We start from the raw sequence: 14,948 nt of genomic DNA on the forward strand, positions 1-14,948 counted from the left end.
CACGGACAGACCCGGGAGAGCCATCAGGTGTTGCGTGTGCTGTGGCCGTTGCTGATCGGCCTGTGTGTGCTCTGGCCGGCGGTCGCGCCGGCCCAGCCGGTACCGCCGACGCCGCGGCAGCTGACCGTGTTCGATGGTCTGCCGTCCAACACCGTCAACCGCATGGCCGAGGATCGCTACGGCTACCTGTGGATCGCCACCAACGATGGCCTGGCCCGTTACGACGGCCGCAACTACCGGATCTGGCGCGCCGAGGATGGCCTGCGCGACAACCATGTCTGGAGCGTGCACGTGGATGCGCGCAACCAGTTGTGGATCGGCACGGAGAATGCCGGCCTGGCGATGATGTCGGCCGATCGGCGCGACATCCGCTTCTACGACCGCAACAGTCATCCCGGGATCGGCAGCAACACGATCTGGAGCGTGGCCTCCACGCCCGACGGCGCGATCTGGTTCGGCACCTACCAGGGCGGGCTGCATCGGCTCGAGCGCGACGGCACGCTGACCCGCTTCATGCCCGAACCCGGCAATCCACGCAGCCTGCCGGCCGCCTCGGTCGGCTATCTGACCACCACGCTCGATGGCACGTTGTGGATCGGCTCCCAGGCGGGCCTGGCGCGCTGGACCGGGCACGATTTCGAACGGGTGCCGAGCGCGCAGTTGTCGGCGCGCGTCATCACCGGGCTCACCGCCGAGCCGGACGGCAGCCTGTGGATCAACAGCAATGCCGGGGTCACCGTGCGCCGCCCGGACGGTCGCTTCGCGCCGGCGCCGTGGACGGTTGCCGAAGGTGATCAGATCCTGGGGATGATGCTGCGCGACGAACAGGGCGGGTACTGGCTCGACACGCGCTCCGGGTTGGGGCGCGTCATGGACGGTCAGTTCCAGCAGGTGCCGCTGTACAGCGCGATCGCCCGTGGCCAGGTGCGGCCGAACTGGACCGGCGCCTACGAAGATCGCGAGGGCGGCATCTGGTTGGCCAGCACCAACGGCGGGCTGTGGCACCTGCTGCCACGCTGGTGGCAGTTCTCGGTGCTCTCGCGGCTGGAAGATGATCCAGCGTCACTGCGCAACGCCTATGTGCTGGGCATGGGCGCGGCCGCCGACGGGGGCGTGTGGACGGTCGGTACGCATGGCGCGCTGGACAAGTTCGACCCGGTGAGCGGGAAGGTCGAGCAGCACCGGACCTGGGTGGATGGCACGCAGTGGCTGCAGTCGGTGCTCGAGGACCCGCGTGGTCAGGTCTGGATCGGGTCCTGGGATGCGCTGCTGCGCTACGACCCCGGCCAGAAGCGGATCCGGCGCTGGGGGCGCGATGCGGCGGTCGATGCCGCAATGGAGGGCCCGATCGAATCCTTGGCGCTGTGCGATGGCCAGCGCCTGTGGACAGCGTCGGCCAACGGACTGCAGCAACGTGATCTCGACGGACGCGTGCTGCACCGGGTCGCCCTGGGCCATGCCGGGCTGAAGATCGGCCAGAGCGTGCTGGACATCCAGTGTGGCCCGCAGGATCGCCTGTGGGTGGCCACAGGGCAGGGTCTGCTGGAGTGGGTGGCGGCGGAGTCGCGTTTTGCGCCCTTGCCGGGCGGCCCTTCTGCCGGCGTCCACGCCATGGCGCTGGCCGACGATGACAGTGTATGGCTGTCCGAAGAAGGCAAGCTCTCGCACTACGGCTGGCAGGGCGATCGGCTGACCCTGCAGGAGGTGATCGGTAGCGGTGCGGGCTATCCGGCGATCACCGCGAACGGCGTAGTGGTGGACCGGCAGGGCGTGGTATGGGCGGCCAACGCACGTGGGCTGGTGCGGGTCGATCCGCAGGTCGGCAGCGTGCGCCAGTATGGCGTGCACGATGGCCTGCCCAGCCAGGAATTCCGTCGCCGCACGCTGACGCTGACCGCGAGCGGGCGCATCGTCGGCGGCACGCCGGCCGGGGTGGTGATGTTCGATCCGGCGCAGGTCAAGCCCGCCACGCGCCGTGCGCCGCTGGTGATCGAGCGGGTCGAGGTGCGCCGCGGCGACCGCGTGCTGGACCTGACCCATGCGGTGCCGCTGGACATCGCCGATGGCGACCGCGACCTGCGGATCGTGGCGCGGCTGCTGTCGTTCGCGGACTCCACGTCCAACAACTACCGCTACCGCCTGGCTGGCTACGATCCCGATTGGGTTGAAGTGGGGCCGGGGGGCGAGCGACTGTTCTCCCGCCTGCCGCCGGGCCGGTATCGCCTGGAGGTCCAGGCGCGCTCGGCCGACCAGATCTGGTCGCGTGTGCAGGTGCTGGAGTTCCGGGTGCTGCCGCCGTGGTGGCGCAGCCTGACGGGATTGTTGCTGCTGACCTCGGTCGTGCTGCTGCTGCTCAGTCTGTTCGCCTGGCTGTACCGGCGCCGACTGCAGCGCCGGCATGCCTACCAGCTGGCGCTGCAGAAGCAGGAGCTGGCCGAGCAGGCCTCGATGGCCAAGACGCGATTCCTGGCCAACCTCGGCCACGAAGTACGCACGCCGATGACCGGGGTGCTGGGCATGAGCGAACTGCTGCTGTCCTCGCCGTTGAACGCGCAGCAGCGCGGCTATACCGAATCGATCCGGCATGCCGGTGAGCATCTGCTGCACCTGGTCAACGATGCGCTGGACCTGGCGCGGATCGAATCGGGGCGGTTGGAGCTGCAGGCGCAGCCGTTCCAGCTGCAGCGGCCGATCGACGATGTCTGTTCGCTGATGGCCGCGCTGGCGGGGCAGAAGGGGCTGCGGTTCGTGGTCGACAACACGGTGTCGCCCGGCACCCGCACCGTCGGCGATGAACTGCGCGTGCGCCAGATATTGCTCAATCTGCTCGGCAACGCGATCAAGTTCACCAGCCACGGCGAAGTGCGTCTGACGCTACGGGCGATCACGCCCGGTCGCGGGCTGCACATCGAAGTCTCCGATACCGGGCCGGGCATCAGCGCCGATCAGCAGGAGCGGCTGTTCCGTCGCTTCGAGCAGGCCGATGGCGCGCGCACCGCGGCGCAGTACGGCGGCAGTGGACTTGGACTGGCGATCTGCCGCGAACTGGCGCTGGCGATGCAGGGACAGATCGGCGTACAGAGCCAGCTCGGCGTGGGGACCCGCTTCACGGTGACGCTGCCGTTGCCGCTGGAGCCGGGGACGACCGGCGTGCCGGGTGCCGCCGAGGGCGCGCAATCGGTGTTGCCGCCGCTGCGGATCCTGCTGGTGGAGGACGATCTGACGGTGGCGGAAGTGGTCAGCGGATTGTTGTCCGCGCGCGGGCACGAGGTGGTGCATGCCGAGCACGCATTGTCGGCGTTGCGCGAGGTCAGCGAGGCGCCGTTCGATGTGGCGCTGATGGACCTGGACCTGCCGGGCCTCGGCGGCATCGCGTTGGCCGGGCATCTGCGCAGCCAGGGCTTCGAGATGCCCTTGATTGCGGTGACCGCGCGGACGGATCCGTCGATCGAGCAGCAGGCCCGCGATGCCGGCTTCGATGCGTTCCTGCGCAAGCCGGTGACCGGCGACCTGCTGGTCGAGGCGATCGCGCGGGTCCTGCACGCCCCCCGGTAGCAGCGGACCGTTGCTCCCCTGACGGCGCCCCATCGCTGATCGCCAACCGCTGACCGTCTCCCCGCGGTTACTCGGCGACCTCTTCGACGTCGCGCGGCGAGGGCCGCGTATCGGGCAGCTGCCAGAAGATCAGCGTGGAGGTCAGGGTGATGGCGCCGACACAGACGAAGGTCGCGTGCAGCGCGGCGGTGGCGCCGTGCGAGGCATCAAGGTGATTGAAGGCGGCCAGCAGGCTGCCGGCGGCGGCCGCACCGAACCCGGTGGCGAGCATCATCACCATCGACAGCAGGCTGTTGCCGGCGCTGGCGAAGTCGCGGTCGAGATCGCGCAGGGTGACGGTATTCATGACGGTGAACTGCAACGAGTTGACGGCCCCGAACAACGCCAGCTGGACGATGCGGATCCACAGGGGCTGGCCCGGTGTCATGAAGATGAAGCTCGCCATCGCCAGGCCGACCAGCACGGTGTTGACCATCAGCACGCGGCGATAGCCGAAGCGTTCGACCAGTTTGACCGCGTAGCGTTTAGAGACCATGCCGGCGGCCGCGACCGGGATCATCAACAGGCCGGCGTTCATCGGGCTCATGCCCATGCCAACCTGCAGCAGCAGCGGGATGAGCAGGGGCATGGCGCTGCTGCCGATGCGCGAGAACAGGTTGCCGAGGATGCCGATGCGGTAGCTGGGGACGTGGAAGAGGGCAAGCGAGAACAGCGGCGCCGTCGAGTTGGCGGCGTGCAGCCAGTAGCCGACCAGGGCGGCGAGGCCGGCGACGGTCATCAGCATGACCAGGGCATGGGGGGTGGCCATGCCGGAGATGCCGTCCAGCGCGAGCGAGAGCACGACCATGCCGAAGGCGAGCATCAGATAGCCGGCGATGTCGAAGCGGGTGCGGTGTTCGGCGTAGTGGTCGGGCATGATTTTCATGGCCGCGACATAGCCGATGATGCCGATCGGGAGGTTGATCAGGAACACCCAGTGCCAGGAGGCGACTTCCACGAGCCAGCCGCCGAGGGTGGGGCCGATGAGCGGGCCGATCAGGGCGGGGATGGCGATGAAGCTCATGGCGCGGAGGAATTCTTCGCGGGAGACAGAGCGCATGACGGCGAGGCGGCCGACCGGCAGCAGCATGGCGCCGCCAATGCCCTGCAGGACGCGGGCGCCGACGAGCTGGTGCAGGGTCTGGGCGAGGGCGCAGGCGAGCGAGCCGAGGGTGAACAGAATGATGGCGACGAGGAAGGTGCGTCGTGTGCCGAAGCGGTCGGCGATCCAACCGGAGGCGGGGATGAAGGTGGCGACGGCAAGGGCATAGCTGAAGACGACGGATTGCATCTGCAGGGGGCTTTCGCCGAGGCTGCGGGCCATGGCAGGCAGGGCGGTGTTGACGATGGTGGAGTCCAGCATCTGCATGAAGATGGCCAGCGATACGAGCCACAACAGGGGCCGGATCGAGGCATAGCTGCTGGTGGTCATGGTGCGGGCCTTCGTCAACGAGGGCGATATGATCGCCGATGTGGGATCAGAGGGTGGTCAAGAGCCGAAGCCGAAGCCGAAGCATTGGGTCGGTCGGTGTCGCGGAGAGGGTGCGGCACGGGCGGGTTGGCGGGACACGCCGTGAATCCCGCTCCGCGGCCCGGCCCAGCCGCTGGCGGCTGGGCGTTCAGTCGCATGCGAGGCAGTGCCTCGCAAGCAATGCGCCTTCACCCATGGAGGCTCATGTCGCGCCATCCATGGCGCTCATGGTCCCGCCAACCCACCCGTGCCACACCCATGACAGTGGGCTGGCTGCCATGGAAAGTGCGGTAGATGCAGGAAATCAGACGCTCGTCCTGATGCCGCGAGTGGACGTGATGCCGGCAATGAACGTGATGCTGGCAATGAACCTGATGCCGGGGATGAGCGTGATGCCGGGGATGAAATGGGTAGATCCACGCCATGTGTGGATGGCCGCGCGCAGCGCGGCAATGATCGGGGCCGATCAGCTGCTGACGGCATGCTCCGTCCGTCTCGAGGATGCAGACCCGCGCAGGCGTTCTGGATGCAGAACGCCTGCGTCGTCGGCCATGCCGGGGGTGCCGGCCGCTGGCCGGCTACCTGCCGATGGCGATCAGCGTCGGCTCAAACGATGGACGGCGTCGACCAGGACCTGGACGTGGTCGGGGTTCATGTCGGGCGACATGCCGTGGCCGAGGTTGAAGACGTGGCCTTCGCGGGAGCCGCCGTTGCCTTTGGCGTAGCTGTCGAGCACCTGCCCGGCGGCGCGCTCGATGGCGGCGGGGTTGCCGTAGAGGGTGGTGGGGTCGAGGTTGCCCTGCAGGGCGACGCGACCGCCGGTGCGCGCGACGGCGTCGGCGAGGTCGAGGGTCCAGTCGACGCCGAGGGCGTCGGCGCCGGTGTCCGCCAGGGCGCCGAGGTGCAGGCCGGTGCCTTTGCCGAACAGGATCAGCGGGGTGCGCTCGGCACCTTCGCCACGCTCGAGTTCCTGCGCGATGCGGGTCAGGTAGCGCAGGGAGAATTCGCGGTACATGGTGGGGCTGAGGACGCCACCCCAGGTGTCGAAGACCTGCAGGACCTGGGCGCCGGCCGCGCGTTGGGCGGCGAGGTAGGCGATCACGGCGTCGGTGACGACCGAGAGCAGCTGGTGCAGGGCGGCCGGTTCGTTCAGGGCCATGGCCTTGATGCGGGCGAAGTCCTTGCTGCCGCCGCCTTCGACCATGTAGCAGGCCAGCGTCCACGGGCTGCCGGAGAAGCCGATCAGGGGCACGCTGCCGTCGAGCTCGCGGCGGATCACGCGGACGGCGTCCATCACGTAGCGCAGTTCGGTTTCCATGTCCGGCACGGCCAGCTTGGCGATGGCGGCGGCGTCGCGCACCGGGTGGCGGAACTTCGGGCCTTCGCCTTCGACGAAGTAGAGCTCCAGGCCCATCGCGTCGGGGATGGTGAGGATGTCCGAGAACAGGATCGCGGCGTCGAGGTCGAAGCGGCGCAGCGGCTGCAGGGTGACTTCGCAGGCGATGTCCGGGTTCTTGGCCATGGCCAGGAAGCTGCCGGCCTTGGCGCGGGTGGCGCGGTACTCGGGCAGGTAACGGCCGGCCTGGCGCATCAGCCAGACGGGGGTGCAGTCCACCGGTTCGCGGCGCAGGGCGCGCAGCAGGCGATCATGGCGGGAGGGGCTGGTCACGGAACGCTTCCTTGGGATCTGGTGGCGCAGGGCCGGAGGGGGGGGGGCGGCGGTGGCCGCTCAGGGCGGCGCATCGCTGCTGGTGTAGGTCACGTCGTAGCCGCGATGCAGGTGTGCGTCGCGCGCTTTCTCGAATGCAGCCAGCGCCAGGTCTTCCTGCAGGTACAGTTCGCGGCGCAGTTGCCCGCGCCCGCCGATCGGGCCGGATTCGTGCAGCAGCTCCCAGCCCCCGAACAGGTCCGGTTGCAGGGTGAGCTGGAGATAGCGGGCCGGATCGGCACCGCGGGCGTGTTGGTGCAGGAAGACGCGCATGCCCCGATTGTAGCCGTGAACGCCGGACGCGGCCGTCAGCCGCGGCGCGGGTGCGGCGTAACGTCGCAGGCTCAGCCGGCGGCGAGCACGCGCAGGACGTCGGCCTCGTCGACGTCGGCGACGACCTCCGCGCGGCCGATGCCACGCCACAGCACCAGGCGGAGCCGGCCGGCGACGTTTTTCTTGTCCAGCCGCATCCGGGCCAGCAGCGCTTCGGGCTGCAGGCCAGCGGGAATGGCGACCGGCAGTTCGTAGCGCAGCAGCAGGTCGCGCAGCTGCGCGGTGTCGGCGTCCCCGCTCATGCCCAGCTGCGCGGACAGGCACGCGGCCAGGACCATGCCGACCGCGACCGCTTCACCGTGGTTGAGGTTGTCGTTGCCCGGTGCGCCGTAGCCCTGTTCGGTCTCAATGGCGTGGCCGAAGGTGTGGCCGAGATTGAGCAGGGCGCGCTCGCCTTTTTCCAGCGGATCGCGCGCGACGATCTCGGCCTTGTGCTCGCAGCTGCGCGCGATCGCCTGGGCCAGCGCGGTGTCGTCGCCCGCCAGCAGCGCGGCGTGTTCGGCCTGCAGCCACCGGAAGAACAACGGGTCGCGGATCGCGCCGTACTTGATCACCTCGGCCAGGCCGGCACGCAGCTCGCGCGGCGGCAGGGTACGCAGCGCGGCGGTATCGGCGATCACGGCGCGCGGCGGGTGGAACGCACCGACCAGGTTCTTGCCTTCGGGAATGTCCACTGCGGTCTTGCCGCCGACTGAAGAGTCGACCATCGCCAGCAGCGAGGTCGGCAGCTGCACGCAGTCCACGCCGCGCATCCAGCAGGCGGCTGCGAAGCCGGCCAGGTCGCCGGCAACACCGCCACCGAGCGCCATCACGCAGGCATCGCGGGTGGCACCGAGGGTGGCCAGTGCGGTGATCGCATCGCCGAAGTGGGCCAGCGTCTTGGACGCTTCACCGGCGGGCAGCACCAGCTCACCGATCAGCAGATCCGGGCGGACGGCCAGCAGCGCCGACTTCACTCCGGCCAGATACAGCGGCGCAACCGACGAATCGCTGAGCAGCAGCACATGGCGGCCGCGCACGTGGCGGGTCAGCAGCTCGCCCTGGCCGAGCAGGCCCGGGCCGATGTGGATGGTGTAGGGGGTGTCGCCGCTGACGGCGACGGTACGCGGGGAGGGGGTCATTCGGGTGTTTCCTGTCGCTGCCACTGCGCGGCCAGGCGCAACACCAGCTGCGCGGTGGCCTCGGCGGGCGTGTAGAGATCGGTATCCAGGGTGAGATCGGCCAGACCCTGGTAGAGCGGGTCGCGGGCAGCGGCCATCTCGTGCAGGACCTGCTCGCGGTCCGGGCGCTGCAGCAGCGGGCGGCCGCGGTCGCGGGCCAGCCGCTCCAGCTGGGCCGGCACGCTGACCCGCAGGTAGACCACGAAACCGCGCCGGGCGATCGCCGCGCGGTTGTCCGGGTCCAGCACGGCGCCACCGCCGGTGGAGACCAGCTGGCCGTGCCCGTCCAGCAGCGCGTGCAGGACCTGGCGCTCGTGCTGGCGGAAGCCGGCTTCCCCGGAGTGCTCGAAGATCGCCGGAATGCTGGCGCCGGTGCTGTCCACGATGGCCTGGTCGGCATCCACGAAGTCCAGCGTGAAGCGCTCGGCCAGCCGGCGCCCGATGCAGGTCTTGCCGGCGCCCATCGGGCCAATCAGGATGAGGTTCGGAGCGGGATTCATTATCCCTCGATCCTAACATCTCCGTGCCACCGCCTTTACGCGCCGGCCCCCATGGTGGGGCGGCGCGGACTGTTCCGCGCGCCACTGGAGCAACCCATGTCCGTCGCTAAAATCATCGAGATCAACGCCTCCTCCACGACCAGCGTCGAGGACGCGGTGCGCAGCGGCCTGAAGAAGGTGTCCGAGACGGTCAAGGGCATCCAGGGCGCCTGGATCAATGAAACCAAGGTCGTCACCGATGGCGAGGGCAACATCACCGAGTGGCGGGTGAATCTGCGGGTGACCTTCCTGGTCGGCTGAGCACTGCGTTTCCGCTCACCGCAGCCGTCAGCGCGGCGCGACGATCCGGCGCTGCTCGTCCAGGGCGATCACCGTGTCGGCCAGCGCCGGCAACGTACGCAGCGCCTGCCGGCTGACCCGTTCGTAGTACTGCACGAAGCGCTCCAACTGGGCGCGGCTCATGCTGCTGCGGTCGGGTTGGGCGGCCTGCAGGTTCTGCTCCTGCTGCCAGCGCCAGCGCGGGATCACCGAGAAGTCCGGCGGCTGCAGGAACCACAGGCGGTCGCAACGCTGCCACAGCGCGGGGTAGTCCTGCGCGAGCGCGTGATTGCACCAGCGGCGCCAGCGGCCGTCGGCATCGGCGTCGCGTTCGAGTGCGTTGAGGGGAGGATCCAGATCGGCCTCGTCCTGTGCCGGCGTGCCGAGGAACCAGCCTTCGAACACCAGCAGATCGAGCGGGCGGTCGATGCGTGGCCAGTCCTTTTCAGGCTGGCGCTCGTCGGCCAGTTTGTCGAAACGGGGCAGGGCGACCGGGCCGCCGGCTGCGACCGCGTCCAGGGTGGCATGGGCCAAGGCCAGATCGTGGGTGCCCGGCGGGCCGCGGGTCAGCAGCAGCGGGTGTACCTGCCGCGCCAGGCGCTGGCGCTGGGCACGGGTCAGGTAGACATCGTCGATGGAGAGCATCGCCGCGTGCAGGCCGCGCGATTCGGCCAGTGCCACCACCTGGGCGGCCAGCGTCGATTTGCCGCTCCCCTGCAGGCCGCTGATCGCCAATACTGGGATGGCCGCGCCGCAGCTCAGTGCGTCGTCCAGCGCCTGTGCGACCAGTGCATCCGGAAAACCTTTCGTCGGGGGCATGTACGCAGGTGCAGGCATGCAGCGACAATAAACCCAAACCGCGTGACAAGAAAACCGCCATGACCGATCTGTATGCCGAAGCGTTGTCCACCTTTGCCGGGCTGTTCGAAGAAGCCAAGGCAAGCCGCGAAGTCGAACCGAATGCGATGACGGTGGCCACGGCCGACCCGAACGGCCAGCCCTCCGCGAGGACCGTGCTGCTGAAGGCCTTCGACGAACGCGGCTTCGTCTTCTACACCCACCTGGACAGCCACAAGGGGCGTGAACTGCAGGCCAATCCACGCGCCGCGCTGCTGTTCCTGTGGCGCAGCCTGCGCGAAGCCGGCATCCAGGTGCGGATCGAAGGCGGGGTGGAGAAGGTCAGCGACGCCGAGGCCGATGCGTACTTCGCTTCGCGGCCGCGCATGAGCCAGATCGGCGCGTGGGCATCGCTGCAATCGAAGACGCTGGCCTCGCGCGAAGCATTCGACGCGCGCGTGGCCGCCACCGAGGCCAGCTTCGAGGGCCGCGACGTGCCGCGTCCGGAAGGCTGGAGCGGCCTGCGCGTGGTGCCGCAGCGGATCGAGTTCTGGTACGGCGCGCAGTTCCGCCTGCACGAGCGCTGGTGCTATGAGATCGGTCTGGACGGGCAGTGGAACAAGCGGATGTTGTTCCCGTGAACGCCACCGCGCCGGTCATCCGGCAGGCGACGCGTGTGGATGCGACGGCGTGGGCAAGCCTGCGGCGGGGTTTGTGGCCTGATGCAGATGAGACGCTGGAGGAGCTCCAGGACTCTCTGGCTGACGCCGACGCTGCCGTGTTCCTGGCCTGCGCCGAGGCAGCGGTCGGATTTGCGGAGGTGCGGCTCCGGCACGACTACGTCAACGGAACCGAGACCACGCCGGTCGGCTTCCTGGAGGGCTGGTACGTGCAGCCGGACTGGCAGGGACGTGGCCTGGGCCGCGCGCTGCTGGCGGCGGCCAAGGCGTGGACGCGCGCGAAGGGCTGCAGTGAGCTGGCCTCCGACAGCCGGCTTGAAGACGTGACTGCCCAGGCGGCGCACCGGGCCTGTGGATTCGAGGAAACCGAGCGCGTGGTGTATTTCCGGCTGCCGCTGGATCCGGTTGCCTGACGCGCAGCCTGTTCAGCCTGTCGGCCCCTCGCGCAACCACCGCCACAGCGTCGTCCGCGATACGCCCAGCTGTGCGCACGCCTGCTCGCGGTTGCCGCCGCAGTCGGCCAGCAGCCGCCGCAGCGCGGCCGCATCCGGTCGCGCTGCCGAAGCAGCGGTGAGGGCTGCCGGGGCGCCTGCGTCTGGAACCGCCAGTGGCTGCTGCGCCGCGTGCAGTTCCGGCAACCACTGCAGCATCTGCGGCAGCGTCAGCTCGCCCGGCTGTTGCTGCCAGTGGATGCGCAGGCGATCGACCATGTTGCGCAGCTCACGCACGTTGCCGGGCCACGCGTAGTCGCGCAGTCGCACCATCGCCTCGGCGGACAACGGTGCGTCCGTACCCGCGAGCTGCCGGAAGAAGTGGCTCACCAGCAAGGGGACATCCTCGCGCCGTTCGTGCAGCGTCGGCAGCGCGATGCGCAGTGCGGCCAGGCGGTAGTACAGATCGCGGCGGAAGCGTTGTGTGTCCACCAGCGATTCCAGCGTCTGCAACGTGGCCGCGACCACGCGTACGTCCACCGGCGTCGGCTCGGTGGCGCCCACGCGCAGCACTTCGCGCTCTTCCAGTACCCGCAGCAGCCGGGTCTGCAACGGCAGCGGCAGTTCGCCGATTTCATCGAGGAACAGGGTGCCGCCCTCGGCGGCTTCGACCAGGCCGACACGGCCGCCGCGCCGCGCGCCGGTGAACGCGCCTTCGTTGTAGCCGAACAGCTCGGCCTCCAGCAGCGACTCGCTGATCGCCCCGCAGTTCAGCGCGACGAAGCGGCCGCGTCGTCCGCTGGCGGCGTGCAGTTGCCGCGCCACCAGTTCCTTGCCGGTACCGGTGGCGCCGGTCACCAGCACGGTGCTGTCGTAAGGCGCATACAGCGCGATGTGCCCGCGCACCTGCTGCATCGGCGCGCTGTCGCCGAGCAGGGCGTGATCGGCGTCGCGTGGCCTGGCCGGTGTGCGCCGCCGCGGTGACGGCGCACCGGAGCGCGCCAGGGTCTGGGTCAGCTCCAGTGCGTGTTCGAAGGCCTGTCGCACCGAATCGGCCGAGTACAGCAGCACGCCGGGCAGCCCGACCTGTTCGGCATGGTCGATCGCCATGCCGGTGCCGACGATCACCTCGATGCCGTTGGCGCGCAGATCGGCGATGCAGTCGCGCGCATCTTCGCGGGTGACGAAGCGGCGGTGCTCGATGTCCAGCCCGAAGCTGTGCTGGAAGCTGCCGAACGTCGGCACGTCGGTGGCGTGCGTGACCAGGCCGATCCGCGGGGCGATCCGGCGCGCGCGCGCCAGCGCTTCCATCAGATCGAACCCATTGGCCTGGATCGGGACCAGCGGCACCTCCAGCCGGCTGCGCAGGTAGGCCGCGTTCGAGCCACCGGCGATCACCACATCGCAGTGTTCGCGGCGCAGGCGCTGGCCGATGACATCCACTGCCTCCTCGAAACCGAGGTTGATCGGCACGATGCGCGCGCGGCGGTCGAACTCGGGGATCACATCCCCCAGCAGCCCGGTCAGGCGCGACACGCTGACGGTCCAGATCACCGGCAGTTGGCCGGCATCGGCATCGGGATCGGACAGGCGGGCGCGGTGGCGGGGCAGGCTGATCGACACGGTCGTGTTTCAATGTTTCAGTTGCAGCCATGTTACAGATGTTTCAATGTTTCAAGGTGAAACGTCGCAGTCACCTCGCTGCCTCAATGAAATCAGACACTTGCCACCTGGCACGGCGCTTGCGCTTATCAACCGGTCAATCACGATGGAATGCCGCATGAGCACCCCCGTTTCTTCCGCTGGCGCCCGTTTCCGCGCCGCACTGGCCGCCGAATCGCCGTTGCAGGTGATCGGCGCGATCAACGCCAACCACGCGCTGCTGGCCAAGCGCGCCGGCTACCGGGCGATCTACCTCTCCGGCGGCGGCGTCGCGGCCGGCTCGCTGGGCCTGCCGGACCTGGGCATCAACACTCTGGAAGACGTGCTGATCGACGTGCGCCGCATCACCGATGTGTGCGACCTGCCGCTGATGGTGGATATCGACACCGGTTTCGGTCCGAGCGCGTTCAACATCGCGCGGACGGTCAAGTCGCTGATCAAGGCCGGCGCGGCCGCCTGCCATATCGAAGACCAGGTCGGCGCCAAGCGCTGCGGTCACCGCCCGGGCAAGGAGATCGTGTCGCAGGGTGAGATGGTGGACCGGGTCAAGGCCGCTGCCGATGCGAAGACCGATCCGGACTTCTTCCTGATCGCGCGCACCGATGCCATCCAGGTCGATGGCGTGGAGGCCGCGATCGAACGCGCCATCGCCTGCGTCGAGGCCGGTGCCGATGGCATCTTCGCCGAGGCCGCCTACGATCTGGAGACCTACCGCCGCTTCGTCGATGCGGTGAAGGTGCCGGTGCTGGCCAACATCACCGAGTTCGGCGCCACGCCGCTGTTCAGCCGCGATGAGCTGGCCTCGGCCGGCGTCGCCATTCAGCTGTTCCCGCTGTCCGCGTTCCGCGCTGCCAACAAGGCGGCAGAGAACGTGTATGAGACCATCCGCCGCGAGGGCCACCAGCGTAATGTGGTGGAGGCGATGCAGACCCGCGAGGAACTCTACGACCGTATCGGTTACCACGCCTTCGAGCAGCAGCTCGATGCGTTGTTCGCCGCCAAGAAGTAAGACCGCACACTGTTTTCTGGAGGGATCATGAGCGACACCACTACCGCCCCCGGCTTCAAGCCGAAGAAATCCGTCGCCCTGTCGGGCACCGCCGCCGGCAACACCGCGCTGTGCACCGTCGGCCGCAGCGGCAACGACCTGCATTACCGCGGGTATGACATCGCCGATCTGGCCAACACCAGCGAGTTCGAGGAAATCGCGCATCTGCTGGTCCATGGCAAGCTGCCGACCCGCGCCGAACTGGTCGCCTACAAGACCAAGCTGAAGTCGCTGCGTGGCATCCCGGCCGCGGTCAAGGCCGCGCTGGAAGAGCTGCCGCCGTCCGCGCACCCGATGGACGTGATGCGCACCGGCGTGTCCGTGCTCGGCTGCGTGTCGCCGGAGAAGGACGACCACAACCATCCGGGCGCGCGCGACATCGCCGACAAGCTGATGGCCTGCCTGGGTTCGATGCTGCTGTACTGGTACCACTGGAGCCACAACGGCCGTGCGATCGACGTGGAAACCGACGACGACTCCATCGGTGGCCACTTCCTGCACCTGCTGCACGGCGAGAAGCCGCAGGATTCGTGGGTCAAGGCGATGCACACCTCGCTGATCCTGTACGCCGAGCACGAGTTCAACGCCTCGACCTTCGCCTGCCGCGTCATCGCCGGCACCGGCAGCGACATGTACAGCGCGATCACCGGCGGCATCGGTGCGCTGCGCGGTCCCAAGCATGGCGGCGCCAATGAAGTGGCCTTCGAAGTGCAGAAGCGCTACGACAGCCCGGACGATGCCGAGGCCGACATCAAGGCCCGCGTCGAGCGCAAAGAAGTCGTGATCGGTTTCGGCCATCCGGTCTACACCGTCAGCGATCCGCGCAACAGCATCATCAAGGACGTGGCGCGCGACCTGTCCGCAGAGCAGCAGAACGTCAAGATGTACGACATCGCCGAGCGTCTGGAGTCGGTGATGTGGGACATCAAGAAGATGTTCCCGAACCTGGACTGGTTCAGCGCGGTCAGCTACCACATGATGGGCGTGCCGACGGCGATGTTCACCCCGTTGTTCGTGATCGCCCGCACCTCCGGTTGGAGCGCGCACATCATCGAGCAGCGCATCGACGGCAAGATCATCCGTCCGAGCGCGAACTACACCGGGCCGGAAGACCAGGCCTTCGTGCCGATCGACCAGCGCAAGTAAGACAGACGTACCGCACCCGTTCGCGGGTGCTTTGCGGAACAGGCCGGCGCGATGCCGGTC

Annotated in this window: 13 protein-coding genes; 6 read left to right on the top strand and 7 right to left on the bottom strand. The window is 68.6% G+C overall.

The features are described 5' to 3' along the window. Positions 1–30: 30 nt before the first annotated feature. Positions 31–3,555 (top strand): ATP-binding protein, encoded by a 3,525-nt coding sequence (locus tag HDC96_RS13025; protein ID WP_218842226.1) that lies wholly within the window; start codon positions 31–33, stop codon positions 3,553–3,555. Positions 3,556–3,622: 67 nt separating this feature from the next. Here HDC96_RS13025 and mdtD read toward each other — a convergent pair whose 3' ends face one another. The 5 genes from mdtD to HDC96_RS13050 form a co-directional block, all read right to left on the bottom strand. Continuing rightward, positions 3,623–5,026, bottom strand: a complete 1,404-nt coding sequence (mdtD, locus tag HDC96_RS13030) for a multidrug transporter subunit MdtD (RefSeq protein ID WP_179460333.1) — start codon at positions 5,024–5,026, stop codon at positions 3,623–3,625. 634 nt (positions 5,027–5,660) lie between these two features. After that, the gene (gene hemE / locus HDC96_RS13035; RefSeq protein ID WP_179460334.1) at positions 5,661–6,734 is read right to left on the bottom strand and encodes a uroporphyrinogen decarboxylase; all 1,074 of its coding nucleotides are present in this window, start codon (positions 6,732–6,734) and stop codon (positions 5,661–5,663) included. A gap of 60 nt (positions 6,735–6,794) precedes the next feature. Next, positions 6,795–7,046 carry a WGR domain-containing protein gene (locus HDC96_RS13040; RefSeq protein ID WP_179460335.1) on the bottom strand — a complete coding sequence of 84 codons (252 nt, stop codon included), beginning with the start codon at positions 7,044–7,046 and terminating at the stop codon, positions 6,795–6,797. A 71-nt stretch (positions 7,047–7,117) separates the two neighbouring features. Beyond that, the gene (gene aroB / locus HDC96_RS13045; RefSeq protein WP_179460336.1) at positions 7,118–8,227 is read right to left on the bottom strand and encodes a 3-dehydroquinate synthase; all 1,110 of its coding nucleotides are present in this window, start codon (positions 8,225–8,227) and stop codon (positions 7,118–7,120) included. Then, positions 8,224–8,766, bottom strand: coding sequence for a shikimate kinase (locus HDC96_RS13050; RefSeq protein ID WP_179460337.1), 543 nt, complete (start codon positions 8,764–8,766; stop codon positions 8,224–8,226). Before HDC96_RS13050 ends, aroB begins: the two co-directional genes overlap by 4 nt. A 96-nt stretch (positions 8,767–8,862) precedes the next feature. Here HDC96_RS13050 and HDC96_RS13055 point away from each other — a divergent pair, with 96 nt between their 5' ends. Then, positions 8,863–9,066, top strand: coding sequence for a dodecin family protein (locus tag HDC96_RS13055; protein WP_179460338.1), 204 nt, complete (start codon positions 8,863–8,865; stop codon positions 9,064–9,066). A 27-nt stretch (positions 9,067–9,093) separates the two neighbouring features. Here HDC96_RS13055 and HDC96_RS13060 read toward each other — a convergent pair whose 3' ends face one another. Further along, positions 9,094–9,921 (bottom strand): kinase, encoded by an 828-nt coding sequence (locus tag HDC96_RS13060; protein ID WP_179460339.1) that lies wholly within the window; start codon positions 9,919–9,921, stop codon positions 9,094–9,096. 41 nt (positions 9,922–9,962) lie between these two features. On the opposite strand from HDC96_RS13060, the gene pdxH reads away from it, so the two are divergent. Together pdxH and aac(6') are read left to right on the top strand one after the other, a co-directional pair. Next, positions 9,963–10,562 carry a pyridoxamine 5'-phosphate oxidase gene (gene pdxH, locus HDC96_RS13065; RefSeq protein WP_179460340.1) on the top strand — a complete coding sequence of 200 codons (600 nt, stop codon included), beginning with the start codon at positions 9,963–9,965 and terminating at the stop codon, positions 10,560–10,562. Beyond that, complete coding sequence (aac(6'), locus tag HDC96_RS13070) at positions 10,559–11,014, top strand: aminoglycoside 6'-N-acetyltransferase (protein ID WP_179460341.1); 456 nt, start codon at positions 10,559–10,561, stop codon at positions 11,012–11,014. Before pdxH ends, aac(6') begins: the two co-directional genes overlap by 4 nt. Before the next feature lie 12 nt (positions 11,015–11,026). Here the strand turns inward: aac(6') and prpR are convergent, their stop codons facing one another. Then, a complete protein-coding gene (prpR, locus tag HDC96_RS13075; protein WP_343203016.1) occupies positions 11,027–12,649 on the bottom strand; it encodes a propionate catabolism operon regulatory protein PrpR in 1,623 nt (540 codons plus the stop codon). 163 nt (positions 12,650–12,812) lie between these two features. Between prpR and prpB the strand changes: the two genes are divergently transcribed. Both prpB and prpC read left to right on the top strand, forming a co-directional pair. Further along, entirely contained in the window at positions 12,813–13,703 is an 891-nt protein-coding gene (prpB, locus tag HDC96_RS13080) for a methylisocitrate lyase (RefSeq protein WP_176990577.1), read from the top strand. A gap of 27 nt (positions 13,704–13,730) precedes the next feature. After that, a complete protein-coding gene (gene prpC, locus HDC96_RS13085) occupies positions 13,731–14,888 on the top strand; it encodes a 2-methylcitrate synthase (RefSeq protein WP_088432970.1) in 1,158 nt (385 codons plus the stop codon). Positions 14,889–14,948: the final 60 nt, after the last annotated feature.

Source organism: Stenotrophomonas sp. JAI102 (genome assembly GCF_013409105.1).
In the GTDB taxonomy this organism is placed as follows: Bacteria; Pseudomonadota; Gammaproteobacteria; order Xanthomonadales; family Xanthomonadaceae; genus Stenotrophomonas; species Stenotrophomonas maltophilia_AA.